We start from the raw sequence: 24015 nt of genomic DNA, 5'->3' as shown, positions 1-24015 counted from the left end.
GCGAGTAGAGGAACGGAGTGCCCCGCCGCACACCCTCCCCTTCTGCGGGGGAGGGAAACGCGCGGTTCCGACCCGCCCTACGCCATCGTGATGTAGTCGCGCAAAGCCTGGTGCTCGGCCTCGACGGTGGCGATCTTGCGCGCCACCACGTCGCCGATCGAGACCAGCCCGATCAGCCGGCCGTCCTCGCAGACCGGGACGTGGCGGAAGCGGCCCTGGGTCATCAGCGTCATGACCTCCTCGATGGTGGCGCTCTTCCCGCAGCTGGTGACGTTCGCCGTCATGTGCGCAGAGACCGGTGCGTCGAACGCCGAGCCCCCGTGCCGGGCCAGGGCCCGCATGATGTCGCGCTCGGAGATGATGCCCGCCACCGCCCCGTCGGCATCGGCCACCACGAGGGCGCCGATCCGCTTGTCGGCGAGGATCTGGATCACCTCGTCGAGGCTCCTGTCGGGGCTCACGGTGACGACGGAGCTGCCCTTCTCGGCGAGGATGCGTGCGACGTTCATGGCTCTCTCCCTTGTGACGCGGCCGGTGCGCCGTCAGCCCACGGGGCCTGCGATACGCTGCGGTCCGGGCGAGCCCCGGCTTCTTCACATTATGGCGAGTGTGTGACCGATCCGGCGCGTTGGCAAGGTGCTCAGTGCGGGTGCGCCTCCCGCGGATCGAGCAGCGGGAAGAGCAGGAAGCCCGCGATGAACCCACCGAGATGCGCGTCCCAGGCGATGGCGGCGTTCTCGCCGACCAGGGGCACGCTGACGAGGCCGAAGAGCAGGTTGGTCAGCAGCCAGATCGCCAGGAACGAGACCGCGGTCCGGTTGCGCAGGAGTTCGGGGATCGTCTCGACGGGCCGGTTCGGCGGCAGCTGCCACGCCGGGCCGCCATAGCCCGAGACCGGCGGCTGGAACACGAAACGGGCGGCGGCGGCCATCAGGGCCGAGATCCCCGCCGAGGCGCCGACCAGCGGCCCCGCGCTCAAGGGATCGACCATCACGTGCAGCAGGCCGCCGGCCGCCGTGCCGGCCAGGGCGAGCACCCCGTAGCGCAGGGCGCCGCAGCGGCGAGCCACCGGCGAGCCGAAGGCGGCCAGCCAGACGCTGTTGAAGATCACGTGCATCCACGAGCCGTGCAGCAACGCGTAGGTGACCAGCGTCCAGGGCTGGAGCGCGTTCTCGCCCACGATGTAGCGGGCGAAGGCCTCGCGCGCGGCCTCCAGGCTGGGATCGCCGGTGTCGGCGGCGGCGCGGATCACCTCGGACGCCTTGCCGGGATCGAGCCACACCGTCCAGCGGGCCGGTATGAGCGCGAGGTCGAGGACGACGCGGATGTCCAGCGTATCCGGCAGCAGGAACTCGCGCACCGCCTGGATCGCCAGCAGCAGCCCGATCGAGAGCGTCACAGCCCCCGGCATGTTGAACACGGGCACGCGGCTCTGCCGCGGAAATTCGGGGGAGGCATCCATCGCGGCACCATGTCGGGGCTCGGGGTCGCTGGGCAAGTCCCGGCGCTCCAGTGAAGCAAACGGACGCGGACCTGCCGTCGGCCCGATCGCCTTCGGTCGACGCCGCCGGACCGGTTCGCCCACCGGTGGCGAAGGTCCGAACGCCGCAACCGAGGACAAGGTAGGGCGTTCGCGGCCGTGGACCGCCCCGGATATCGTCGAGGGGCGGGTGGCCGTTCCCGTCCCGTCGGGCTACCCGCTGGTGGCGCCCCGCCGCTTCCGCGGCGCCTCCGGGTGTCGCCGACGACACTGCGCGAGGGACGGGCGGTCGCCGTCACGTCGGGGAGTCCTATCGGTTCCGCGCCTGGGAGGACGTGACCGACGATTCCCTTCGGGACATGGTACGGACCGGGAGACGACGATGACAGACGCTGCCGGGCATGACCCCGCCGGCACCACGGCGCGCGATCTGGCCGCGATCCGGCGGCCTGCCGCGCCGTCCGCGCGTCAGGGCGGGTCCGGATACCGCGGAGCCGAAGACGATCGGCCGGAACGTGCCGCGTCCGAGGCGGCGGCGCGGCGTGCCGGAATCCCGGACCGGGCGGCACGGCGCGTGCGCCGCGACGCTGCGAGCGCCCTCTTCGGCCGGCCACAGCCTCGCGGATGTGCCAGATCGATCCAGGGCTGAACAACAGGCGTTTAGAGTCGGGACACCGATGAAGCATCCCACCAGCCGCATGCTCCATGCTTACTGGGAGCGCCTGCGCGGAGAGCGCGCCGCGCCGGAACGCGCCGAGATCGAGCCGGGGGAGATCCGCCATCTCCTGGCCGACAGCCTCATCCTCGAACTCGACATGGCCGCCCGCGCGGCCACCATCCGGCTGGCGGGGACGCGGGTCTGCGCCCTGTACGGCCAGGAGCTGAAGGGCGCGCCGTTTGCCCGGCTCTGGGGCTCGCAGGCCCCGGATCCCTGGCGGATGGTCGAGATCGTCGCCAGCGACACCCTCGGCGTGGTGGCGGGCCTGCATGCCACCAACAGTGCCGGCGAAGAGGCGGACCTCGAGCTCCTGCTCCTGCCGCTGCGCCACCGCGGCCGCACGCAGGTCCGGGCGCTCGGCACCCTGAGCCTCGAAGGCGCGCCGCACTGGATCGGCCTGCGGCCGCTGGTGCAGGCGGATACCGCCTCCCTGCGCATCCTGCCGAGCCGGAGACCGGAGGCCGGACCTCCGGCGCGGGCGGCGGTCCGGACGAGCGCGGGCTATCCGGGGCCGGTGCGCCGGGGTCACCTCCTCGTGCATGCCGGCGGCCGGGTCTGACGCGCCCCACGCCGCGGCCGGACCGAATCCCCGATCGGCCGGTCTCGCATGACGAGCCAAACAACGGCGGCCGCACCGTCGCCCGATTGTGCAGGCCCATGATTGACGACCGGAACAGCCCTGAGGCCGGTGCAGGATCAGGCCGGGAAAAAGGGTTTCGTAACAGTCCGATTCTACTCTGCGGCTTCGATTATCGCGGCGCAGGACCAATCTCGGGATGATCGCGGTCGATGCCACCGCCAGAACGATGCTCCGCGCCGCGCCGGTCCCGGCCCGCGGCGCCGCCGATGCCCGGCGGCACCAGCGCGTGCGGGTCGCCGTGCTCGGCCGCTACATGCTGGCGGACCGGCGGGAATTTCCGTGTCGCACCGTGGACATGTCGCCGGGCGGGGTGCGCCTGACCTGCGCGGTGCAGGGCGAGGTCGGCGAGCGGGTGGTGCTCTACCTGGAGCATATCGGCCGGATCGAGGGCATCATCGCCCGCCAATGCGCGGACGGCTTCGCGGTCCAGCTCAACGCCACGCCGCGCAAGCGCGACAAGCTCGCCTCCCAGCTGACATGGCTCGCCAACCGGGAGATCCTGGGGCTGCCGGAGGGACGCTCCCACGAGCGTCTCGTGCCGACCCAGACGGGGGTGATCCTGAAGATCGAGGGCGGCCGTGAAATCCCGGCCCGGCTCATCGACATCTCGATGTCCGGCGTCGCGATCTCCAGTGCGGCGACGCTGCCCTTGGGGGCGGCCGTCATGGTCGGCAGCACGCCCGGGCGGCTGGTCCGCTACTTCGAGGGCGGCTTCGGCGTGCAGTTCCTGCTGCCGCTCTCGCCCGACCGTTTCCACTCCGGGATGACGCTGTAGGGCGTCAGGACGTTCAAGGTTCGGAGCGGGATCCGCGAGCGGTCCGCCCTGCCGACGACCCCGGGCAGTCCGGCTGCGACCGCGCCCGGTCAGATCTTCTTGGCGAGCTGCGCCGCGGTGTCGTCCACGGGCCGCGAGAGGTCCAGGGCGCCGAGGAAACGGTTCTGCGCGTCCATCACGTAGACGAGCGCGGTGTGCTCCATCGTGTAGTCCCCGTCCTTCCCGGGGACCTTGCGGGCATAGGCCCGGTAGGCCTTCTCGGTGGCGGTGACCTGCTCGGGGCTGCCCGTCAGCCCGGTGATGCGCGGGTCGAAGCTCGACAGGTAGGTCTTCAGACTCGCCGGGTCGTCGCGCTCGGGATCGACGGTGACGAAGGCGACCCGCATCCGCTCGCCCTTCGGGCCGAGGGCTGCCAGCACGTCCGAGATCTGCTGCAGGGTGGTGGGGCACACGTCCGGGCAGTGGGTGAATCCGAAGAACAGCAGGTGCGTCGCGCCCGCGAAGTCGCGCTCGGTCACATTGCGCCCGTCCTGATCGACCAGCGTGAACGGCCCGCCGACGCCGGGCACGCCCACCGGCGCCCTGTCGGGCAGGAACGCGAACACCGCCGCCCCGGTGAGGCCGACGAGGCCGAGGCAGAAGGCGAGGAGCGGGACGAGGGCGCGGCGCATGGGACGGGTTCCGACCTCCGGACGTGGCCGGCACAGCACGGAACGGCGGCCCGAGGCAAGCCGGCGCAGCGCCGCCGGCCCGGCTCAGGCCCGGCTCATCCGAGCCGTCAGGGCTTCCGCGCCGGCTCCCCGGCGGGGCTGGCGGGGGCGGCGCCCTTCGGCGGCTCCTTGCCGAGATAGACGTATTCCGGCGCGGCCCGGAGCTGATCCTTGGTGGTGTCGATCCGGGCCTGAAGGGTCTTGTCGTCGGCCCGGTCGAGCTTGAGCACGGAGGGGTCGACGGCGACGTATTTCGAGCCGATCCCCAGGAAGCCGCCGACCCCGATGATCCAAGACTTCACCGCGCCCTTCTGGTCGAGGACGAAATCGGCGATCTGCCCGATCGTCTCCTTGGCACCGTTGACGACGCTGGAGCCGATCAGCTTGCTGGCGACCATGTCGTCGGGGCTCTGGGCCACGAAGGTCGGCCGCAGGTTGTCGGCCATCGTGGCCGGCTGTCCGGGCACCGGGGTCGCGGCGCCGCCGCTCTCCGTGTTCGCGCCGGCATTCTGCGCCAGGGCGGTGGTGAGGCCGGCCAGCACGAGGGCCGAGGCGAGGAGCGGAGTGCGCATCGGAGCAGGTCCTTCGGAGGTCGGGCCGCGAACAGGGTGGCGCGGCCATAAGGTTCCGGCGGCCCTTAAGTTCCGCGCCTTCTCACGGCGCCTCGGGGACGGCGCGGCGGTTTGCCGGCTGCGCGCCGGCACCCCGGGGCTTTGACGGTGCGGCGTCCACCCGCCACAAGGCCCGCGCCATGCTGCGCCTCGTCCTCTACCAGCCCGACATCCCCCAGAACACCGGCACGATGCTGCGGATGGCCGCCTGCCTCGGGCTCGCGGTGGAGATCGTCGAGCCCGCGGGCTTCGACGTGTCGGACCGGCACCTGCGCCGCTCGGGCCTCGACTATCTCGACCACGTGGCCCTCACCCGGCACCGCTCGTTCGCGGCCTTCGAGGCGTGGCGGGCCGGGGCCGGCCTGCGGCTCGTGCTCGCCACCACGTCGGGCGCCCTGCCCTACACGGACTTCGCGTTCGGCCCGGACGATTGCGTGATGGTCGGGCGCGAATCGGCCGGCGTGCCGGAGGCGGTGCACGCGGCGGCCGATGCCCGGGTCGTTGTCCCGATCCGGCCGGGGCTGCGCTCCCTCAACGTCGCGGTCGCGGCCGCGATGATCGCCGGGGAGGCCCTGCGGCAGACGGCGAGGTTCGAACCGGATTGCGGCACATCGGCTTGTTAGGGGCGGGTCCGCACCGGCACCCAAGCCGCCGGCCCGGGAGACGCGCCGCATGGACGACACCGCCTTCAGGCCCTCGCGGCGCCACGCCGATCTCGGCCCGGCCTTCTACGATCCCGTCACCCCGGCCCGGTTCCCCGCGACGATCCTGCGCTACCGCAACCGGGACTGGGCCGGGCGGGTCGGCCTCGGCGGCCTGACGGATGCGGACTGGATCGCCCATTTCGGCCGGTTCGAGCCCCTGCCCGGCAGCTTCGAGACGCCGCTGGCGCTGCGCTACCACGGCCACCAGTTCCGATCGTACAACCCCGAACTCGGCGACGGCCGCGGCTTCCTGTTCGCGCAGGTGCACGACCTCAGGGACGGGCGGCTGCTCGACCTCGGCACCAAGGGCAGCGGCACGACGCCGTGGTCCCGGGGCGCCGACGGACGGCTCACCCTCAAGGGCGGCGTGCGGGAGGTGCTGGCGACCGCGCTGCTGGAGGCCCAGGGCGTCGAGACCTCGAAGAGCTTCAGCCTGATCGAGACCGGCGAGGATCTCGTGCGCGGCGACGAGCCATCCCCGGCCCGCTCCGCGGTCCTGGTGCGGCTCTCCCACGGGCATATCCGGATCGGCAGCTTCCAGCGCTTCCTGGCCCTCGGCGAGCCGGACAACATCGCCCGGCTCCTGGACCACACGATCGAGACCCACCGGCCCGAGCTCTGGCGCGACGGCCTGGAGGACAGGGGTGTCGCCTTCCTGGAGGATGTCGTCGCCCGGGTCGCCCGGATGGGGGCCCAGTGGGCGGCCGCCGGGTTCGTCCACGGGGTGCTCAACAGCGACAACATCAACGTCACCGGCGAGAGCTTCGATTACGGTCCCTGGCGGTTCCTGCCGCATTACGACCCGGACTTCACCGCGGCCTATTTCGACGAGACCGGCCTCTACAGCTTCGGCCGGCAGCCGGAGGCCTTGTTCTGGAACCTTTGCCGGCTGGCCGACTGCCTGCTGACCCTGGCGCCCCAGACGCGCCTGGAATCCGCCCTCTCGGGCTTCGGTCCGGCCCTGCAGGAGGGCTTCGCCCAGGCCCTGTTCCGCCGGCTCGGCCTCGCCGCGGCGGCGCGGCCGGAGACCGACCGGCTGGTCGCGGCCATCTGGCAATTCCTGGCCGGGACCCGGGCGCCGTTCGAGCGGTTCTTCTTCGACTGGTACGGCGGCTCGGCGAGCGCCGGGCGGGCGGAGGCGGGCCCGGCCGCCGCGCATTACCGGTCGGCGGCCTTCGCGCCGGTGCGGGCCGCGCTGGCGCCGCTCGCGCCCGCCCGGGGGGCGCGGCTCGACCACCGCTACTTCGCGGAGGCGCCCTGCACCCTGCTGATCGAGGAAGTCGAGGGGCTGTGGGCGCCGATCGCCGCGGCGGACGACTGGTCCCTGTTCGACGCCAAGCTCGCCGCCGTTGCCCGGATGGCCGAGGCCTGCGGCACGGCGCCGGCCGCCTCCTGAGCGGCCTCCTCGGCCAGCCGACGGGTCTCCTCGGCGTAGCCCCCCGCGATGGCGAGATCGACCAAGCGCTTGGTCAGCCGGAAGGCCAGCCAGAACAGGGCGAGGCAGAGCAGCGTCGCGGCGGCAGCCTTGAGCGGGTCCAAGCGGATCCTCCGATGATGTCTCCGCGGTCGGGACGACCCTCATAGGGCCGGGGCCGACGCGGTGGCAATTGGACTTGGTGCCGAGGTCAGGGTGATGCGCGGCGAAGGCGCAGGCGTCGGCGGGCTCGGCCGGGCGCCGCGTCCCTCCGCGCCGTCGGCCCGGGCCGTCGGAGCAGGGCCCGGAACCGGATCCGCCGTGCGGCCCCGGGACGACGGGGCGGCTGCCAGCGGAGGCGGGATCCCGCTCCGCCGATCCGCGTTCGAAACCCGGTGCCAAGCGCACCGGGACCCGATCGGCCGTGCCGGCCAACGACCGGAGCCGACACCGGACCGGATCGTGCTATGCCGCGCCGCGGCCGGCCCGCACCCTCCGGCCCCGAAGCCCCTCGATCAGGCGGATCCCCTTGCGCGAGACCTTCCACATCGAAGTCCTCGGACCGGAGCCCGACGAGATCCAGACGCGGATCTCGGTGCGCGTCGGCAGCCTGGAGAGCGCGCAGGAGCGGGCGCTCCGCCTGTTCGCCCGCGCCCGGGTTCCGCAGCGTTCGGGCGACCCGGCCCAGGCCGTCCGGGTGATCGACGGCGCCGGTCGCGAGGTGTTCTATCGCTCGCGCTTCGACGCGGGCGATTGAGGCCCGGGAGGTCGCGGATGCGCATGACCCTGATCCTGCCGGCGCTCGCCCTCGCGGCCTGCGCGCTGTTCCTGCGCAGCTACACCCTGCCCCCGGCCCCCGACCGCCGCGGCGGCACCACGCTCCTGCTGACCTGGCCGAACCGCCCGGCCTTCGGCAGCCCCCGGGCCGATTGCCTCCCGGCGCCCGCGGATCAGCCGGTCCTGCCCTGCCTGATCGCCTCGGTCGCCCGGGCGCGCGACGACGGGGTCACGCTTCTGCAGCTCCCGTTCTGCGCGACCTGCTACGCCCTGTCCGGGCGGATCGCCGTCATGGGCCGCGAGGCGGCGCCGACGCAGGTGCGGCTGGAGCAGATCGCCCGCTTCGGCTGGTGAGGCCGTCGAGGCCCCGCCGTTTCCACGCCGCGCGCGTCCGGGCCACCTGCTCCCGCGCGCGCTCCAGCGCCCGGGCGGCCGGGAACAGGGGATCGCGGCCCGCCTCGACCAGCAGGTGGGCGATGTTCCGCCGCTCCATCCAGAAGGTGGAGCCGAGGGCGAAGTCCGGCGGCGCGCAGGAATCGATCCGATCGATCGCCCAGTCCCCGGCGGCCACCGCCTCGGTCAGGCGGTGCACGAGCTGGACGCCCGGCGCGGCCTCCGGCCGGGTCTCGTCGTGGGCGATCTTCAGCACCCAGGCCTCGGACCCCGTGACCGGCAGGATCGCGGCGGCGAGCGTCCGTCCGTCCCGGCGCAGCCGGGCGACGCGGACGCCGCCCGCCGCACCGAGATCGGCCAGGGCGACGCGCAGGAACGCGATCTCCTCCGGACGCTGGCCGAGGCCGGTGCCGACCCGCCCCTTCCAGCCGGCCGCTTCGAGGGCGACGTACGCGTCCAGCGCGCCATCGAGGGCGGCCGGCGCGGAAAGGATCTCGAAGTCGACCGCGCCGTCCGCCTCCAGGAGCGCGCGGGCGCGGCGCAGCTTGCGCCGCCGCTGGCCGGAGAGCGGATCGAGATAGGCGGCCCGGATGTCCGGCGGTCGCCCGGTCAGGTCGAGCAGCCCGCGCGCGTGCGGCCAGTAGGCGGCGCGGCGCGCACCCCGTGCCGCCAGGAGATCCGCCAGCGGCCCGTCCGCGGGGGCGTTCGGCAGGAGCAGCCGCGGCGGCAGGCCGAGCGCCCGGGGGGCGGCGAGCAGGGCCGCCAGCGCCCCCTCCGGATCGGCGCCGTCGAGGAGCGGCGCGCCGAAGGGGCAGTAGCCGTGGGTCCAGCCCATCAGCAGCGGCAGCGGCAGGCCCCAGCGCCGCCACGACACCCGGAACGGCCAGACGGCGCGGAGCCGGGCCCCCGGCGCCTCGGGCGGCCGGTCGGCGACGATCAGCAGTCGCACGCCGGACCCGAAGGCCGCGCGGGCGGCGAGCGCGTAGCCGGCCTCGTAGAACGGGTTGCGGATGCGGGCCGAGGCCCCGAGCGCCCGCCATGCCGGGATCCAGGGCAGCCCCGGATCGAGGGGCCGGATCGCCGCCACGAGGCCCTGGGCAAGCGGGGCGGTGTCGCGCATGGACGCTCCTCAGCCTGCGAGCCGGTGGCGGATCGCGCCGGCGAAGCCGAGCACGTCGTAGCGCCACGCGGCGGCGCCCGCCGCCCCGGCGAGCAGGACCAGGCGCAGGACCTGTCCCGGGACCATCAGCCCGCCCGGAAGCAGGCCGATCCCGGCATTCACCGCGGCACAGGCGAGGGCGATCCCGGCGATCCCGGCCATGTCGGCCAGCGGCAGCGGCATCGTGGTCCCGGCCCGGCGGGCGCCGAGCACCAGCACGAGGCAGGCCGCGCTCTGCCCCCCCGCGAAGGCGAGGGCCGCCCCGGTGGCGCCGAGCCTCGGGATCAGCAGGAGCGAGAGCGCCGCCACGGCGACCAGCGTGGCGAAGGCGGCGGCCGCCTCGAGGTGGCTGGAGCGGGTGAAGTAGATCACCTGCCCGAAATAATAGGCGCGGAACATCATCAGGATGCTCGCCAGGATCAGCACCGGCGCGAGCTGGCGCGCCTCCGCGCGGTAATCCGGCCCGAGCAGGATCGTGACGACGACGTCGTCGAAGCCGAGGAAGAACACCGCCCCGAAGGCCGCGATCAGCGTCATGGCCCGGCCGGCGTCGCTCAGGACCCGCAGGGCCGCCTCCATCTCGCCGGCGCGGGCCTCGCGCTTGGCGATCGAGATCAGCGACAGGGCGATCGCCTCGCCGAACACGATGAAGCTCTGCCGCAGGAAGTCGGCGAGCGCCCCGTAGGCGCCCAGCCCCGCCGGCCCCACGGTCTTGGCGATGATCAGCCGGTCGAGGCTCTGGGCCAGCGCCGCGGTCCCGAAGGAGAGCACCAGCGGCCAGCCATAGGCGAACAGGCGCAGGGCCTCGGCGCGGCTGCCGCGGCCGGGCATCATCGGCGCGATGGTGGCGGCGGCCGGGAGCGCCGCCAGCGCGTTGGCGGCGGCCACCGCGAAGGCGAGATGCAGCGGATCCGCCGACAGATGCAGCGCGAGGCTGCCGAGGCCGAGGATCAGCACGGCCCGGCTCATCACCGACGCCGCCACCGCGCCGGCCTGCAGGCGCGTGCGCGCGATCTCGGTAGCGCCCTCGAACAGGGTGGTGCCGAAGGCCAGCGCCAGGATCGCCGCGGCCGTCCCGGCCGACACCAGCCCGAGCGCGACGGCCAGCGCGCTGCCGAACCCGGCGAGCAACAGCGTGCCGCCGAGGATGCGCACCACGGTGCCGACCTGCGCCGGGGCGCGGGCCTCGTCGTAGAGGGCGAAGAACGCGAATTTCGGCCACTGGCAGGTCGCCCCGTAGAGCACCAGCGCCCAGGAGACGACGTAGAGGTAGCTGCCGTAGATCTCCACCGGGGCGAGCCGCGTGAACACCGCCACCGAGGCCATGTTCAGCCCGGCGGCGAAGCCGCGCGAGCCGACATAGATCAGGCTGTGCCGGGCGATCATGTCCTAGATCCGGCCCGATGCGGGGCGCCGTCGTCCCCGGCGGGGACGCAAGGGTTCCGCGGCGGGACGGATCGCTGGGGTCTCGGGCATGGCGGACCGGTCCGTGCAGACGACGTGCCGCTCGACCGGCCCCTCAGCGCCCGGCCGCCTTCCGGATCAGGGAGGTGCCGGTCATCTCCGCCGGCTGATCGAGGCCCATCAGGTCGAGGAGGGTCGGGGCCACGTCCGCCAGCCGGCCGTCGGAGAGCGAGACCCCGTCGACGCCGACGAGCGCCACCGGGACCGGGTTGAGCGTGTGCGCCGTGTGCGCATCGCCGGTCTCCGGATCGCGCATCACCTCGCAATTGCCGTGGTCGGCGGTCACCAGCAGCGCCCCCCTCGTCGCCGTCACCGCCTCGACCACGCGGCCGAGGCAGGCATCGACCGTCTCCACCGCCGTCACGGCGGCGGCGAGGCTTCCGGTATGGCCGACCATGTCGGGATTGGCGAAGTTCAGGATGATCAGGTCGTAGCGCCCCGAGCCGATCGCCTCCACGGCGCGGTCGGTGAGTTCCGGCGCCGACATCTCCGGCTGCAGGTCGTAGGTCGCCACCTTCGGCGAGGGCACGAGGATCGCGTCCTGGCCCTCGAAGGGCGCCTCGCGCCCGCCGTTCATGAAGTAGGTGACGTGCGGATACTTCTCGGTCTCGGCCATGCGCAATTGGCTGCGGCCGGCCCGCGCCACGGTCTCGCCGAGGCCGTTCGGCAGGTCGAGGGGCCCGAACAGGGTCTCGGCGAAGGCGTCGATCTCGACGCTGTACTGGACGATGCCCAGGACCGCCGCGAACCGGATCGTCCGGGCACGGGGAAAGCCCGCGAAGGCCGGATCGAGGAGCGCCTCCAGAACCTGCCGGGTCCGGTCCGCCCGGAAGTTGAAGCACAGCACGCCGTCGCCGTCCCGCATGCCGGCATAGTCGCCGATGATCGCGGGCCGCATGAACTCGTCGGAGACATCCTCGGCGTACGCGGCGGCCACCGCCTGCCCGGCCCTGGCGAAGCGCGCCCCGCGTGCCGCCGTGAGGGCGTCGTAGGCGATCTGAAGGCGCTCCCAGCGGGTGTCGCGGTCCATGCCGTAGTAGCGGCCGCACAGGGTCGCGATCCGCGCGCCGCCGGGAAGCGCGGCCTCCACGGTGGCCACGCAGGCGGCGGCGGACCGGGGCGGCATGTCGCGCCCGTCCGTGAACCCGTGGAGCCGGACCGGCACGCCGGCCGCCACGACCATGCGGGCCAGCGCCACCGCGTGGTCCTGGTGCGCGTGGACGCCGCCCGGGGACAGGAGGCCGACCAGGTGGCAGGTGCCGCCGGACGCGCGCAGGGCCTCGATGTAGCGGACGAGGGCGGGGTTCGTCGCCAGCGAGCCGTCCGCGATGGCGGCGTCGATGCGCGGCAGGTCCTGCAGGACTACGCGGCCGGCACCGATATTGAGATGTCCGACTTCGGAATTGCCCATCTGCCCGTCGGGCAGGCCGACATCGGCGCCGAAGGTCCGTAGCTGCGCCCGGGGGCGGTCGCGCATCAGCCCGTCGAAGACCGGCGTCCGGGCCTGCTGGACGGCGTTGTCGGCAACCTCGTCCCGGAGTCCCCAGCCGTCGAGGATCACCAGCATGACGGGGCGCGGGGTGCTGTCGGACACGGTCACAACTCTCCTGGACTCCCGCACGGCGCGGCCGGGACTCGCGCGCACCGCGAGGCCGGACCCGTGCGGGTGTCGATAATCGGCTTGGCCGCGCGAGACTACAGCCGCGGAGACGAAAAGTGGCGCCGGCTGCGAGAGCATCCGCATTCTGACATGCCCGGCAAAGCCGCCCGGCGCATTGCGCCGGCCAGGGGCGCGCCCCGGTCCGCGGCCCTCCGCCCGGCGGCCGGGGCCGGGGCCGGGCGCGGGCCAAGCCCCGCGGGCTTGCACGGCCGCGATCGGCGGCCTCGAGCAACCGGATGGAAGCGGATGCGGGCCGGAGTACCGAGAACGATGGATAAACTGAATTAAAGGCAATTTGACTGAGTGACGAGCGATAAAGGTCGTGCTAATTCTGTAATGCGCCGTTGACCGGGGAATGCAGCCGTCGTGTCGTCGACTGAAGCCGCGAACACCGAGCTGAGCGCGACCCTGGCGCTCGACATGATCGGCCGCGCCTACCTGGCCCTGGCGCTCCTCTACGAGACGACCCATCCGGGCGAGTTCGGCGACGTCCAACAGAAGATCAGGGCCTACGTCGAGGACAATTTCCGCATCATCCTGGAAGCGAACCGGAACGGGAGTCTTACGTCGGGAACGGTCGAAGGCGCCTCACATCTTGTGAACAGCATCCTGAGCGAGACCGAACATAAGGTCGCCACGATGATCAGGCCGTCCCAACATCTGCGTGGCGGCACCGCTGCTTGAACCGACCCGCGGGTCTCGGCGAGTGTTGCAGTCCCGCCATGGGCCGCCGATAACTGACCGAACTCCGCCAACCTCTATTCAGACAACGGTTAATTATATCGACAGTCTTGGTTTCGCATGTTACCCGGAATCGGGGTAGCAATAAAATACAAGCGGGACGATGGGCAGCGATGATTGTCACCAGGTCACGCGCAGTGCGGATGTCGCGCTCGAAGTCCTGGTCCGAGCTTACCACGCCCTCGCGGTCGTCTACGAACTGTCGAGCCCCGGCGCCTACATGGCGCTCCACGGCAAGATGATGCCGTACCTGCTCGACAACTTCTGTCACGGTGAGGCGAAGGCGGTCGATTCCGACACGGCTGAGCTGTATTCGATCGCCCTCGATCGCGTGCGCGGCGTCCTCGATGAGGTCGGGTCCGACGTGGCCGCCGTCCGGATCCGCGCGAACGAGCGCGATTGCTGATCGCGTTGCGGCGATACCCTGCAGTCGGGTCGGGCCCGCGGGGGCGCCCCGGTGCCGGTCCGGGCGCGCCTGAACCGTCCCGCGGGATCGCCGGCGGCCCAGCCTGGCCTATCGGTAGACCGTGCAGCGGGAGGCGTCGCCGGCCGGCAGGAACTCGCAATTGGTGACCGGCGGGCTCGTTGCGGTCTCGGTCACCGCAGCCTCGCTGGTCGGCGGCGCGGCCAGCATGACCGCGCCGAAGGCCAGGGAGGCGGCCGCGAAGGCGAGCGCCCACAGCACGAGGTTGCGCCGAAGCGCGGGGAGCAGGTCAGTGGCCATCGCGAGCCTCCCGGACGGCGCGGACGGTGCGCCTGCGGGAAGGCTAGACCCGGATGCCGGGCGGACGCCTCCGTTGAACGGAGGAAGGGCGCGAAATTTCGGGGCTCCACGCCCCGTTCCCGAGCGCGCCTAACATTCCGGCAGGTTCACCGCCAGGCCGCCGAGGCTGGTCTCCTTAGTACTTGGCGCTCATCTCCTCACCCGTCTGCCGCATCGCCGCGATGCAGTTGTCGAGCGGCATGAAATGCGAGCCGTCGCCGCGCAGCGCCAGAGAGGCGGCCGCCACCGCCTTGGTGGCGCCGATCCCGTTGCGCTCGATGCAGGGCACCTGCACCAGACCGGCCACCGGATCGCAGGTCATGCCGAGATGGTGCTCCAGGGCGATCTCGGCGGCGTTCTCCACCTGCGCCGGCGTGCCGCCGAGGACCGCGCACAGCCCGGCCGCCGCCATCGCGCTGGCCGAGCCGACTTCGCCCTGGCAACCGGCCTCCGCCCCGGAGATCGAGGCGTTGTGCTTGATCAGGCCGCCGATGGCCGCAGCCGTCAGCAGGAATTCCGGGATCCGGCCCGGGTCGGCCCCGATGCAATGATCGGTGTAGTACCGGATCACCGCCGGGACGACGCCGGCGGCGCCGTTGGTGGGCGCCGTCACGACCTGGCCGCCGGCCGCGTTCTCCTCGTTGACCGCCATGGCGTACACGCACAACCAGTCCGCCATGACGTGCGGCTGAGCGAGGTTCGCGCTGCGCTCGCGGTCGAGCTGGGCCCGGATGTTCCTGGCCCGGCGCCGGACCCGGAGCCCGCCGGGCAACTCGCCCTCCCGGGACAGCCCGCGCTCGACGCAGTCGTTCATGGTCTGCCAGATGCGCGCTAGCCCCAGGTCGATCTCGGCGTCCGGGCGGCCGACGGCCTCGTTGGCGTATTTCATCGCGGCCACCGACAGGCCGCTCGCCCGGGCCATGCGCAGCATCGCCGCCGCGGTCTCGAACGGGTACGGCCACAGGCGCAGATCCGCGGCTTCGGTGACGGGCGGCAGGCCGGCTTCGCGCTGCGCCGCGGTGACGACGAAGCCGCCCCCGATGGAGTAGTAGGTCTCGGACAGGATCGGGGCGGCGGTCGCGTCCAGCGCGGTGATCACCAGGCCGTTCGGGTGCCCGGGCAGGGCCGGCCCGTAATCGAACACGATCGCGGTCTCTGGATCGAAGGCGAGGATCGGCAGACCCGCGGGGGCGAGACGCTTGCAGGCGCGCAGGGCTTCCAGCCGGCTCTCCGCGTCATCCATCGCGATCTTGGCTGGCCGGAACCCCAGGAGGCCGAGCGCCACGGCGCGGTCGGTGGCGTGCCCCCGGCCGGTGAGGGCCAGAGAGCCATGCAGCGTCACCCGAAGGGCGGCGGCCGCGCTTGCCTGATCCGACGCACGCAGGAGATCCAGGAAATCGGCCGCGGCCGTCATCGGCCCCATCGTGTGCGATGATGACGGACCCAGGCCGATCTTGAAAACGTCGAAGACGCTCAGGAACATGGCCGGCTTGATGCGACTGATAAAACGAAATCATTCATTCGAACTGTCATCGATCCCGAGACGCGACCCAAACCCCATCAAGACAGCGAAGGATGATCGGGCCGCCGGTCATTCGTCGCCGCGGCCGATCGACTTGATGACGCCCGCGTTCGTCTCGATGCGAAGCCTGCGGCGGGACCCGATTGCCGGACCGCCCGTCGCCCGCACCTTCACCACCGGTCGGCCGACACAGGAACGCAGCCGCTTGCATGGGGAGACCACGGTCGGGCTTCCTTGGCAAGAGACGGCCGATCTGCCGCCCATGCGGTGACCCGACATCGACGCCGCGCGGGCCTACCCGCCGCCCGCACCCTGTGCTGCGACCGGCGCGCGTTCCGGCACGACCCTCCGACGCCCGTACGCCGGGTCGAGGACGGGCGCGGGCGGAGGGAGATGAAGCGCGCGCTCTCAGCGAGCCAATCCCGCCGGACGGACCGACGCGGCCGCACTCGACGGATTGGACGCGGCAAAGGATGCGACGAAGCCGGCCAGCGAGCGGACATTATCCGGCTGGCGCGGATCCCGGGCGACCGCCGCGGCCTCCCGTTCCAGCCGGAGATTGCAGGCCTTCGAGGGCAGGCCGACATCGGGCGTGCAGGCGTCATGGCGGGCACAGGCGGCGTCGAGGGCATCGATCGGGGGCAGTGGGGCATTGTTACCCGGACCGCAGTAATTGCCGTGGATGAGAAGCTTCGGTCCGCCGTTGGCGGCGGGCTGAGCCAGGGACGGCATTGCCCACGCGGCGGCGAAGACGAGCGGCGCGGCGACTTTGATGGCGGTGAGAGACATCATGGTGGAGACCCTCCAGCACCTACGCCTCCAAGAGTCGCGTCGGCGGTGACGGTGCAGGAACCGGTTAACCACGGGCCGTCGCTCCGCGCCGTGCTCTGGAGCACTATTCCTTCTTACGCCCTCCACTATTGAGGCGCCCAAGATTGACGACGCCGGCAACCTGTCGCGCGCGATCGCGCAGAGCCCCCGGCCGCAGCCCTCGAAGGCGGATCGGCTCAGCCTCCTCCTCCACCGCCGCCTCCCGTACCGGGACCGCCGAGGTTGCCGTCCTTGTTCGGCGTGTTCCAGTGAATGATGCCGTCCTCGACGGGACGCACCGCCGCGTTCGGCAGCCGCGGATCCCCGAAGCGCGGTGCCTCGATCCGGCCGCGGGGGGCCGACCTGTAGGTCCGACCGCGCTGGGCCTCGGCGGGAACGCTGACGAGACCGGCGAGCGCCGCGGCGAGCCATCTGACCATCGTGCGTCCCATGATCATCCTGCACTCCGGCGTGCGTGCCGTTCGGCAGCGGCGATCGCGAGCCGCACGTGTCGCGCCTGCAGGGCCCGGGCTCGGCCCGAATAGATCCGCGCATCAGCGGGAGCTTGCTCGCGAAGCGCGCCCGGCAGCCGCATTCCGCCGCATTGCGCTGCGACCAGAGGGCATTGCCGGCCGAGGCCGATGGGCCCCGCGCCAAACGCCCGACGGGCGGCCGCTCTGTCCGGGCGCGCGCGGCTTCGACCGCGGGCCCGTCCGGGACGCCGCGCTACGCGGGCGACGGGACCATCTCGGCCTGCAGTTCCGCGACGGAGACCTCGATACCGTTGGCAGCAAGATCCGCCCGGACCCGCTCCAGCACGGCGTCGAGTTTCAATCCCTCGATCCTGGACGCGATCAGTGCCTGAGCATAGTCCTCCGCCGTCTTGCCATCCAGTCCCAGCAGTCGAACAGCAAAGGTGGCAACCGCGCGAATGCCGGCGATCTGGCTCGCAAACCGCATCTCTTCGCCGTGGATATAGATAAGCTCAGCTGCGCGCTCACGGTCTTCGAATGACCTCAGCATGGCTAGGCCCTCATTGAGCTACAGCCAATACTCATACGCCCATTTCGCGACCCTGCAATGCTTGCGCGGCGGCGCGAGCGCGCCGGCCGGCGGGCGGAGGGTCACCGCGGTTCCAGATCGGTCGTGTTGAGCGAATGCGGCGTGCAGTGGTGCCATCTGTATTCGGAGCGTTCCTGGCTCTTCTTACCGTAGCACCATCCGATCTGATTGAGCCGGGCAGCCAGCCGCGCCCGACGCTCGCACTCGGCCGCGCCGACATCGCCCTGTGCTCCGCGACAGGACTCATCGGCGACGGCGTATGCCTTGATGAGCTGTTTGGGGTTCGGTTCAGCGGCGCGGGCCCCACCGGTTGCCGTCATGAGAGCGAGGGCGGCGAGGGCTGTGCGCATTCCGGAAGGATAGCCGAGCCCCCGCGTCCGGCAACCCGGTCGCGGGTACCGTGCGGCGGCGGAGGCCGACGGCACGGGCGGCCCCCGGCCGGGATGCCCGGACCGGTTTAACGCGACGGCGTCAGCGGCCGCGCAGGAAGAAGAACCACAGCAGGATGATGACAGGGATCGGGATCCCGATGAGCCACAAGAGGCTACCTGTCAGCATGTCACGTCTCCTTGAGGGCTCGACTGTCCAGAAAATCGTCTCCGCGGGCGCAGCGCTTCAGCGATCATCACGCTGGAGCGCCGCCATCCGCGTCAGCTCTTCTTGTTGGCCCGGTGATGGCCGACCGCGCAGCCCGCGGCGGCACCCATCTTGCCGTGACCCGCCATATGTCCGGCTACGCCGCCGACGACCGCACCCTTCAGGCAGCCCTTGGCTTCAGCCGAGGACCCTGCAAGCAGGCCAAAAGCCAGGACCGAGGCCGCAATGGTTAGGTACTTCATGACTGATGTCCTCCCTGATCGAAGCTCCAACGGGATCGGTCATCGAACAGTTCCGGGTCAGCGCGCCGATTAATGCCAGCGGGTCGATTAACGCTTCTGGAAATCGGCAGCGAATGCGGGTCGGATGGCTCGGAATAGAGGCAACCATTTGCCGGCCCGGTCCGTTTGTGGCCCACGATCATTCAATCGGAGTTGAGCAATGCGCGTCATCACCAAGATCGCCGCCCTGTCGGCGGCGGCCCTCATCGGCGTCGCAGCCGTCGGCGGTGCGCCGGCTCAGGCGCGCGGCGAAGGCGCGATCGCCGCCGGCGTGGTCGGCGGTCTCGCGGCCGGCGCCCTGGCGAGCCAGGCCTATCGCCATCACGGCTACGGTTACGGTCGCGGCTATCGGCGCGGCTACGGCGAGGGCTACCGCCCGAGCGCCTACGGTCGCGGCTACGGCCGTCCCTACGGCTATCGCGATTACGGGTACTGACGGCCGCCCCCGCGGAACCGCGAAGCCAGCCCTGCGCAGGCACGGCTGGCTTTCGGACTGCGCGTGACCGGATCCCCCCTTGGGCAATCCGGGTTCGGCGCGCCGCGGTCAGGCGGCCGTCGCCGCGCCCTCGCGCGGCCGGCCCGTCACGGGCAGGCGCTGGGGCGGTAGGCCTCGAAGAAATCGTCTTCGTCCAGGGCTTCCAATCCAGCGCGTCCGCACCACCGGCGCTTCGGCACGAAGGCGAGCAGCGGCCCGAGGCACAGGGCACCGGCGGCGAGGGCCAGGAGCAGCGGGAGGGACATCGACGACACCGGGACGCACCACGATGCCGGCAGGGTGAGCCGGTAAGCTTAAGCTCCGGTGTCGTTTCGCCGCCTGCGCACGGCGATAGGCCGACCGCCGATCCCCCGCGATGGCGGCCGACGGCAGCCAGGCGCGGGTGGACGGGGCCTTCGATCAGGAACGCGCCGTCCCGTGCCGGAGCCTGCGGCCGCCCCACGCACGCGGAAGATCGGACTGCCGGATGAGACATGCACCCACGATCATGATCGGAGGCCTCGGTCGCAGCCTGCGGGTCGAGGCGCAGCTGTGCGGGAGCGGTCCACGACCGTGGGCCTGGGCGATCTACGGCGTCAACGCGGGGCTCGCCCTCGAGCGGTCCGAGCCCATGTTCTCCAGCCCGGAGGCGGCGCGGCGCATCGGTGCCCTGGTGGCCGCACAGATCGAGGTGCGGGCCGATGCCCGGCGCCCCCGGCTGCACTGAGGCGGCCCGCCCCGTGGGCCGGTGCGGGCGTTCCCACGGACGCCGTCGACCCTCCGTCACCCGGTCTTGCGGAGGCCTCGCGTTCGATCGGAGCCGGCCTATCTGGGCCTTTCCATACCCCCGGGCGGGTCGGGCGGTCGCGGTCGGAGTGGCCGCGATGAGCGATGCCGGGTCGGCGCTCCCGCGCACAATCCGGTGGTCTTCGGGAGGCATCACGGTCGATCGGGCTTCAGCACCTCCACCACGGCGCAGCAGATCGGCTCGGTCCCGACTCAGGTCGAGAACAGCAGGGGCAGGATGAACGCGGTCGCCGAGCCGCCCGCGATGACCGTATCGATCCCTGCATCGAAGGGGCTGTCCGGCAGAAACAGCGCCCAATCCGCCAGACCGGCTGCGAGCGCGATCGCCAGCGCGAGAAGGACCATGCGGGCGGGGATTGAGGGAAGCCGTCTCATGTCTCCGTCCTGCGCCTTGCGCCATCCGGCGGCAACCCTCCCTGATCCGGATCGCCGCGCTCTCGGGGGCTCCTCGGCCGCATCCCGGGCCTCTGTCGTGGTCGGCGACGCGGCTGGTGCGGCCCGTCAGTCGGGCGGACCATCGGCCTTGCCGCCCGCCCGGCGGCCCCGCCAGCCGAAATAGACGACCGCCACCAGCGACAGGGCCAGACCCGTCCAGAGGCCGCCTTCGGTGATCTTGGCGACAAACCAGTCCCAAGGCGACGGTGCCGACGGATCGACCCACCAGCCGATCGCCATGAGGAGCGCGGCGACCAGGGCAAGGCCGAACAGGATCAGGGTCGTGACAGGCATGGTCGGCTTCCCTCACGCTCCGTGGTGTCGCGCGGGGTCCTGGGGCACGCCGTCAGCAGATCGACTTGTCGTGCGCCAGGAGCAGCACCTGCACCAGCATGGCGGACTGGTTGAGGGCGCGGCGTTCGGCTTCCACCCGCGCCCAAAGCCGGTCCGCGCCGTCGATATGCGCCTTCTCTCTGGCCGTCTTGATGTCCCGTTGTCGACGAATGTGGTTCGGCAGACTGGGCATGGCCGCTCCTCCCGGAGGGAATACAGTCGAGGAGACGACGCATCCATGGAGTAATTATGGCAATCCCGTATTCAGCTCCCCAGCAGACACGTCCGACGATCCGAGCGGGCGGAACGGGGCTACGTGCGGGGCCGGACACGAACGCCCCCGCCACGGCCGCGCAGGAACCGCGCACCCGCACCGGTCGGCACCCCATTGGCGGTGTTCCGCCGGGATGGCCCGACCGGGCCGGATCGATCCCGAGGGGCATGACCAAAGGCCTGACCGAAGCGTCCCTCGGCGCGGCGGCTCGTGGGGGGCGAGTTCCGTCGCCACCCATGCCGCGCGGACGCGGCGGCGATCGGCCAAGGACCCAGGCCGTCGGGGACCTTGCAGTCAGAAGCCGTGGAAGCAGGACGGTTTGGCTGAGCGTGGCAATCGGTTGCCGAAGGCGATCAGGACGCCAGCGCGAAGTTCGCGCCCGCGAAGCCGAGACCCGCCAGAAACAGACTGCCGCCCATCACCTCGAGGATGGCGCGATAGCGTGGATACCAGAGCGATCCGGCCGCCATGCCGATGCCCGCCACGCCGCAGTACACGCCCAGCGACATCATGATGGCCTCCCCGTCGGTCAACGCCATCAAGAGGACGCCCGCGCGGCTGAGCGGTTCCGGCGCGCCGAAGCTGTCGACAGGTTAATCGGTTCGCCTCGCGCGGATCCGGAGGGCGCGACAGACGCAGTCCCGCCGCGATCCGCAGCGTCACGCCGGCCATGTCGGGGAGTGAAATGTAGGAGATGGCGCGCCCGAAAGGATTCGAACCTCTGACCCCCAGATTCGTAGTCTGGTGCTCTATCCAGCTGAGCTACGGGCGCCTGACACGGCGGCGGCCCCTCGGACCGCCGGTGTGAGGGGGCTTCTAGAGGCTCGGATCGGGCTTGGCAAGACACTTGGCGGGAAGTCGGCCTCCCGCGAAACCGCCATCGCCGCGCCGGTGCCGGGCGCCGGCGCTACGGCGTCCGGGCGCTCGCCTTCACCCGCTCCTCCGCGGCCCGGATCGCCTCCGGGGTGCCGACATGCAGCCACTGGCCGTCGAGGCGCATCCCGAACAGCCGGCCCGTCGCGATCGCCCGGTCGAACAGCAGGTTGAGCGAGAACGCCCCCTCCGGCGTGCCGGTGAACAGGGCCGGATCCAGGATCGCCACGCCCGCGTAGATGAAGGGTGCCACCTCGCGCTCGCCGCGCCGCTCCAGGCGGCCGTCCGGGTCCATCACGAAATCCCCGGCCCCCTCGTAGCCGAGGCTCGTGGCGGTGGGCGCCACCAGCAGGAGGCCGTCCATGCGCGCCCCGTCCCAGGCGTCGACCAGCCGGCGCAGGTTGGAGGTCGGCCCCTCGAGCCAGAACGAGTCCGAATTCAGCACCACGAAGGGCGCGGCGCCGAGGACCGGCAGCGCCTTGCGGATGCCGCCGCCCGTCTCCAGAAGCGCCGCGCGCTCGTCGGACACGCGCGTGTCCGGCGCGCCGGTCCGGCGGGCGAGGTGCCCCTCGATCAGGTCGGCGAGGTAGTGGACGTTGACGACCGCGGTCCCGATCCCGGCCTCGGCGATCCGGTCCAGGGCATGGTCCAGGAGCGTCTTGCCGGCCACCTCCACCAGGGGCTTCGGCACCGTGGCGGTCACCGGCCGCATGCGCTTGCCCAGGCCCGCGGCCAGGACGAAGGCGCGGCTGACGGCGGGGCTGGGCTCGCTCATGCGGTCACGGATCCGGTGGTCAGGGTTCGGGAGCAGGAGCGACGAGGCCCGGCAGGTGTTCCGCGTGCCAGGCCCGCAGCGGCGCCAGCGCCGGGTGCGCGAGGTTGCGGACGAGGTAGCCCTCGATCCGCGGCAGGTGCGCGAGGTAGCCGGGCTTGCCGTCGCGCCGGTCGAGCCGGGCGAAGATGCCGAGGATCTTGGTGGCGCGCTGCGCGGCCAGCAGCGCGTAGGCGGTGGCGAACGCGCCGACGTCGAAGGCCGCGTCCCGGCCCCGGCGCTCGCGGGCATAGAGGCCCAGCAGCCGCAACTCGAACTCCGCGCTGGCGTCGACCCGGGCATCCTGAAGCAGCGAGGCCACGTCGTAGGCCGGATGGCCCATCACGGCATCCTGGAAGTCGATCACCCCGACCCGCTCCAGCCCTTCGCGCTCGGGCAGCCAGATCAGGTTGGGGGAGTGGTAGTCGCGCAGCGTCCAGGTCGGCCGGTCCGGGATCGCGCCCGCCAGGGCCTCGCGCCACAGGTCCACGAACGCCGCCCGCGCCGCCGCCGGCAGGGTGACGTCCCGGATCGCGGGCGCGTACCAGTCGGGCATCAGCTCCGCCTCGAACAGCAGCGCCTCCGTGTCGTAGGCGGGCAGCACGTGGTCGATCCCGTCCGCCACCGGCAGGACCGCGGGCAGCGGCGTGGCGTGGAGCTTGGCGAGCAGGCGCACCGCCTCGGCGTAGCGCTCGGGCCGCGGGGCGCCGGCCTCGATCATCGGCTCGCTGCCGAGATCCTCCAGGATCAGCAGGCCCTCGGCGAGGTCCTCGCCGTAGATCTTCGGGGCCGAGAAGCCGAGCGCGCGCAGCCCCCGGTCCAGGGCCACGAAGGCGTGGACGCTCTCGGCGAGATGCACGATCGCGCTGTAGGGCTTGCCGTCGCGGACCGGCGGCCCGTCGGGGCGGGGCGGGGCGATCATCAGCACCGCGCTGCCGCCGTCGGGCTTGGTCAGGCGCTCGTAGGCCCGGGACGAGGCGTCGCCCTGCATCAGCGCGCGCTCGGCGATGTCCCAGCCGCTGCGGTCGAGGAGCCGCCGCACCGCCCGGGCCCGGTCGAGGCGGGCGCGCATGCCGCCGGTGCCGTCGATCCGCGCCAGTCGCGCCCCGGGGCCGAATTCCGCCCGCAGGGACAGGTCCACGGTGAGCACCGGGCCGGCGCGGGGCGGCATCCGGTCGGGCCACTCGACCAGGGTGACGGCGTCCTCGGCCATCTCGTCGAAGCCGAGCTCGACCAGTTCGTCGGGGTCGCGCAGCCGGTAGAGGTCGGCGTGGACGATGGCGCGGCCGTCCCGGCCCGCGTAGGGCTGGATCAGCGTGAAGGTCGGGCTCGGCACCTCCAGCCGCGGGTCGCCGGTGAGTTCCCGGATCACCGCGCGGGCGAGCGTCGTCTTGCCGCCGCCCAGGCCTCCGGAGAGCGCCACGATGTCGCCCGGGAGCAGGAACTCGGAGAGGAACAGGCCGAGATCCTCGGTGGCGGTCTCCTCCGGCAGCACGAATTCCCAGGGCGCGGGCGGCGCGGATGCGCCCCCCTCCCCGCCGGCATTCCGCCCGTCCCGATCGTCTCCGTCCAAAACCCGCCTCCGAGACCAGAGGGCGCATGGTCGGGAAACACGCCACGGATGCAAGCGTTTCCGCCCATGGCCGTGCGCTTCCCGCCTGCCCGGTGCATCGAAACCACGCTCCCGGGCATCCGTCGCCGACCGCCGTCCCGGCGGGGCGCTTGG

General features: G+C 72.1%; 31 protein-coding genes, 1 tRNA gene and 1 pseudogene. 11 read left to right on the top strand and 22 right to left on the bottom strand.

Features of this window, described 5'->3' with window-relative positions; all coding sequences use genetic code 11:
* Positions 1-77 precede the first annotated feature (77 nt).
* Together MKL01_RS11015 and MKL01_RS11010 are read right to left on the bottom strand one after the other, a co-directional pair.
* The gene (locus tag MKL01_RS11015; RefSeq protein ID WP_243905253.1) at positions 78-509 is read right to left on the bottom strand and encodes a CBS domain-containing protein; all 432 of its coding nucleotides are present in this window, start codon (positions 507-509) and stop codon (positions 78-80) included.
* Between the two features lie 131 nt (positions 510-640).
* Entirely contained in the window at positions 641-1462 is an 822-nt protein-coding gene (locus MKL01_RS11010; RefSeq protein WP_243905252.1) for a rhomboid family intramembrane serine protease, read from the bottom strand.
* 695 nt (positions 1463-2157) lie between these two features.
* Between MKL01_RS11010 and MKL01_RS11005 the strand changes: the two genes are divergently transcribed.
* Complete coding sequence (locus MKL01_RS11005; protein ID WP_243905251.1) at positions 2158-2757, top strand: PAS domain-containing protein; 600 nt, start codon at positions 2158-2160, stop codon at positions 2755-2757.
* Between the two features lie 217 nt (positions 2758-2974).
* Complete coding sequence (locus MKL01_RS11000) at positions 2975-3613, top strand: PilZ domain-containing protein (RefSeq protein ID WP_243905250.1); 639 nt, start codon at positions 2975-2977, stop codon at positions 3611-3613.
* A gap of 89 nt (positions 3614-3702) precedes the next feature.
* On the opposite strand, the gene MKL01_RS10995 is transcribed toward MKL01_RS11000, so the two are convergent.
* The gene (locus MKL01_RS10995; RefSeq protein ID WP_243905249.1) at positions 3703-4284 is read right to left on the bottom strand and encodes an SCO family protein; all 582 of its coding nucleotides are present in this window, start codon (positions 4282-4284) and stop codon (positions 3703-3705) included.
* Between the two features lie 107 nt (positions 4285-4391).
* Entirely contained in the window at positions 4392-4895 is a 504-nt protein-coding gene (locus tag MKL01_RS10990; protein ID WP_243905248.1) for a PRC-barrel domain-containing protein, read from the bottom strand.
* 179 nt (positions 4896-5074) lie between these two features.
* On the opposite strand from MKL01_RS10990, the gene MKL01_RS10985 reads away from it, so the two are divergent.
* From MKL01_RS10985 to MKL01_RS10970, 4 genes are all read left to right on the top strand, one after another.
* The gene (locus MKL01_RS10985; RefSeq protein ID WP_243905247.1) at positions 5075-5557 is read left to right on the top strand and encodes a tRNA (cytidine(34)-2'-O)-methyltransferase; all 483 of its coding nucleotides are present in this window, start codon (positions 5075-5077) and stop codon (positions 5555-5557) included.
* A gap of 49 nt (positions 5558-5606) precedes the next feature.
* Positions 5607-7034, top strand: a complete 1428-nt coding sequence (locus tag MKL01_RS10980) for a protein adenylyltransferase SelO (protein ID WP_243905246.1) — start codon at positions 5607-5609, stop codon at positions 7032-7034.
* A gap of 547 nt (positions 7035-7581) precedes the next feature.
* The gene (locus tag MKL01_RS10975; RefSeq protein ID WP_243905245.1) at positions 7582-7809 is read left to right on the top strand and encodes a hypothetical protein; all 228 of its coding nucleotides are present in this window, start codon (positions 7582-7584) and stop codon (positions 7807-7809) included.
* 17 nt (positions 7810-7826) lie between these two features.
* Complete coding sequence (locus MKL01_RS10970; RefSeq protein WP_243905244.1) at positions 7827-8183, top strand: hypothetical protein; 357 nt, start codon at positions 7827-7829, stop codon at positions 8181-8183.
* Here MKL01_RS10970 and MKL01_RS10965 read toward each other — a convergent pair.
* The 3 genes from MKL01_RS10965 to gpmI all read right to left on the bottom strand — a co-directional run bounded on the left by MKL01_RS10965 (position 8119) and on the right by gpmI (position 12412).
* Positions 8119-9342: a GNAT family N-acetyltransferase gene (locus tag MKL01_RS10965; RefSeq protein ID WP_243905243.1), complete on the bottom strand. Its 1224-nt coding sequence runs from the start codon at positions 9340-9342 to the stop codon at positions 8119-8121. The two genes, MKL01_RS10970 and MKL01_RS10965, sit on opposite strands and share 65 nt — an antisense overlap.
* A 9-nt stretch (positions 9343-9351) precedes the next feature.
* A complete protein-coding gene (locus MKL01_RS10960) occupies positions 9352-10767 on the bottom strand; it encodes a lipopolysaccharide biosynthesis protein (RefSeq protein ID WP_243905242.1) in 1416 nt (471 codons plus the stop codon).
* A 133-nt stretch (positions 10768-10900) separates the two neighbouring features.
* A complete protein-coding gene (gene gpmI, locus MKL01_RS10955; protein ID WP_243905480.1) occupies positions 10901-12412 on the bottom strand; it encodes a 2,3-bisphosphoglycerate-independent phosphoglycerate mutase in 1512 nt (503 codons plus the stop codon).
* Between the two features lie 459 nt (positions 12413-12871).
* On the opposite strand from gpmI, the gene MKL01_RS10950 reads away from it, so the two are divergent.
* Both MKL01_RS10950 and MKL01_RS10945 read left to right on the top strand, forming a co-directional pair.
* The gene (locus MKL01_RS10950; protein WP_243905241.1) at positions 12872-13189 is read left to right on the top strand and encodes a hypothetical protein; all 318 of its coding nucleotides are present in this window, start codon (positions 12872-12874) and stop codon (positions 13187-13189) included.
* A 160-nt stretch (positions 13190-13349) separates the two neighbouring features.
* Positions 13350-13652, top strand: a complete 303-nt coding sequence (locus tag MKL01_RS10945; RefSeq protein WP_243905240.1) for a hypothetical protein — start codon at positions 13350-13352, stop codon at positions 13650-13652.
* 108 nt (positions 13653-13760) lie between these two features.
* Here MKL01_RS10945 and MKL01_RS10940 read toward each other — a convergent pair whose 3' ends face one another.
* Both MKL01_RS10940 and MKL01_RS10935 read right to left on the bottom strand, forming a co-directional pair.
* Entirely contained in the window at positions 13761-13970 is a 210-nt protein-coding gene (locus MKL01_RS10940) for a hypothetical protein (protein ID WP_243905239.1), read from the bottom strand.
* 129 nt (positions 13971-14099) lie between these two features.
* Positions 14100-15492: pseudogene (locus MKL01_RS10935) on the bottom strand (L-serine ammonia-lyase).
* On the opposite strand from MKL01_RS10935, the gene MKL01_RS10930 reads away from it, so the two are divergent.
* Positions 15491-15802 (top strand): hypothetical protein, encoded by a 312-nt coding sequence (locus MKL01_RS10930; protein ID WP_243905238.1) that lies wholly within the window; start codon positions 15491-15493, stop codon positions 15800-15802. The pseudogene MKL01_RS10935 and the gene MKL01_RS10930 overlap by 2 nt on opposite strands.
* Positions 15803-15939: 137 nt before the next feature.
* On the opposite strand, the gene MKL01_RS10925 is transcribed toward MKL01_RS10930, so the two are convergent.
* From MKL01_RS10925 to MKL01_RS10905, 5 genes are all read right to left on the bottom strand, one after another.
* Positions 15940-16320 (bottom strand): hypothetical protein, encoded by a 381-nt coding sequence (locus MKL01_RS10925; RefSeq protein ID WP_409566244.1) that lies wholly within the window; start codon positions 16318-16320, stop codon positions 15940-15942.
* A 218-nt stretch (positions 16321-16538) separates the two neighbouring features.
* Complete coding sequence (locus tag MKL01_RS10920) at positions 16539-16799, bottom strand: hypothetical protein (protein WP_243905237.1); 261 nt, start codon at positions 16797-16799, stop codon at positions 16539-16541.
* Between the two features lie 268 nt (positions 16800-17067).
* On the bottom strand, positions 17068-17364 hold the full coding sequence (locus MKL01_RS10915; protein WP_243905236.1) for an ATPase inhibitor subunit zeta: 297 nt from the start codon (positions 17362-17364) through the stop codon (positions 17068-17070).
* A gap of 101 nt (positions 17365-17465) precedes the next feature.
* Positions 17466-17753 (bottom strand): hypothetical protein, encoded by a 288-nt coding sequence (locus tag MKL01_RS10910; RefSeq protein ID WP_243905235.1) that lies wholly within the window; start codon positions 17751-17753, stop codon positions 17466-17468.
* A 300-nt stretch (positions 17754-18053) separates the two neighbouring features.
* Positions 18054-18242, bottom strand: a complete 189-nt coding sequence (locus MKL01_RS10905; RefSeq protein ID WP_243905234.1) for a hypothetical protein — start codon at positions 18240-18242, stop codon at positions 18054-18056.
* Positions 18243-18441: 199 nt separating this feature from the next.
* Between MKL01_RS10905 and MKL01_RS10900 the strand changes: the two genes are divergently transcribed.
* Positions 18442-18717 carry a hypothetical protein gene (locus MKL01_RS10900; protein WP_279604536.1) on the top strand — a complete coding sequence of 92 codons (276 nt, stop codon included), beginning with the start codon at positions 18442-18444 and terminating at the stop codon, positions 18715-18717.
* A gap of 146 nt (positions 18718-18863) precedes the next feature.
* Here the strand turns inward: MKL01_RS10900 and MKL01_RS10895 are convergent, their stop codons facing one another.
* A complete protein-coding gene (locus MKL01_RS10895; protein WP_243905233.1) occupies positions 18864-19022 on the bottom strand; it encodes a hypothetical protein in 159 nt (52 codons plus the stop codon).
* Between the two features lie 221 nt (positions 19023-19243).
* On the opposite strand from MKL01_RS10895, the gene MKL01_RS10890 reads away from it, so the two are divergent.
* Positions 19244-19483, top strand: coding sequence for a hypothetical protein (locus tag MKL01_RS10890; protein WP_243905232.1), 240 nt, complete (start codon positions 19244-19246; stop codon positions 19481-19483).
* A gap of 272 nt (positions 19484-19755) precedes the next feature.
* Here MKL01_RS10890 and MKL01_RS10885 read toward each other — a convergent pair whose 3' ends face one another.
* The 7 genes from MKL01_RS10885 to tsaE form a co-directional block, all read right to left on the bottom strand.
* Positions 19756-19938 (bottom strand): hypothetical protein, encoded by a 183-nt coding sequence (locus tag MKL01_RS10885; RefSeq protein ID WP_243905231.1) that lies wholly within the window; start codon positions 19936-19938, stop codon positions 19756-19758.
* 126 nt (positions 19939-20064) lie between these two features.
* Positions 20065-20292, bottom strand: coding sequence for a hypothetical protein (locus MKL01_RS10880; RefSeq protein ID WP_243905230.1), 228 nt, complete (start codon positions 20290-20292; stop codon positions 20065-20067).
* 52 nt (positions 20293-20344) lie between these two features.
* On the bottom strand, positions 20345-20524 hold the full coding sequence (locus MKL01_RS10875) for a hypothetical protein (protein WP_243905229.1): 180 nt from the start codon (positions 20522-20524) through the stop codon (positions 20345-20347).
* 434 nt (positions 20525-20958) lie between these two features.
* Complete coding sequence (locus MKL01_RS10870; protein WP_243905228.1) at positions 20959-21144, bottom strand: hypothetical protein; 186 nt, start codon at positions 21142-21144, stop codon at positions 20959-20961.
* Between the two features lie 156 nt (positions 21145-21300).
* Positions 21301-21377: transfer RNA gene (locus MKL01_RS10865), tRNA-Arg, on the bottom strand.
* A gap of 135 nt (positions 21378-21512) precedes the next feature.
* Positions 21513-22253: a nucleotidyltransferase family protein gene (locus tag MKL01_RS10860; RefSeq protein WP_243905227.1), complete on the bottom strand. Its 741-nt coding sequence runs from the start codon at positions 22251-22253 to the stop codon at positions 21513-21515.
* Between the two features lie 19 nt (positions 22254-22272).
* On the bottom strand, positions 22273-23862 hold the full coding sequence (tsaE, locus tag MKL01_RS10855) for a tRNA (adenosine(37)-N6)-threonylcarbamoyltransferase complex ATPase subunit type 1 TsaE (protein ID WP_243905226.1): 1590 nt from the start codon (positions 23860-23862) through the stop codon (positions 22273-22275).
* Between the last annotated feature and the right edge of the window lie 153 nt (positions 23863-24015).

The organism is Methylobacterium sp. J-070 (genome assembly GCF_022829385.1).
Classification (GTDB): domain Bacteria; phylum Pseudomonadota; class Alphaproteobacteria; order Rhizobiales; family Beijerinckiaceae; genus Methylobacterium.
The sequence above is the reverse complement of the archived record's forward strand: the minus strand, read 5'-3'. Positions and strand labels throughout refer to the sequence as shown.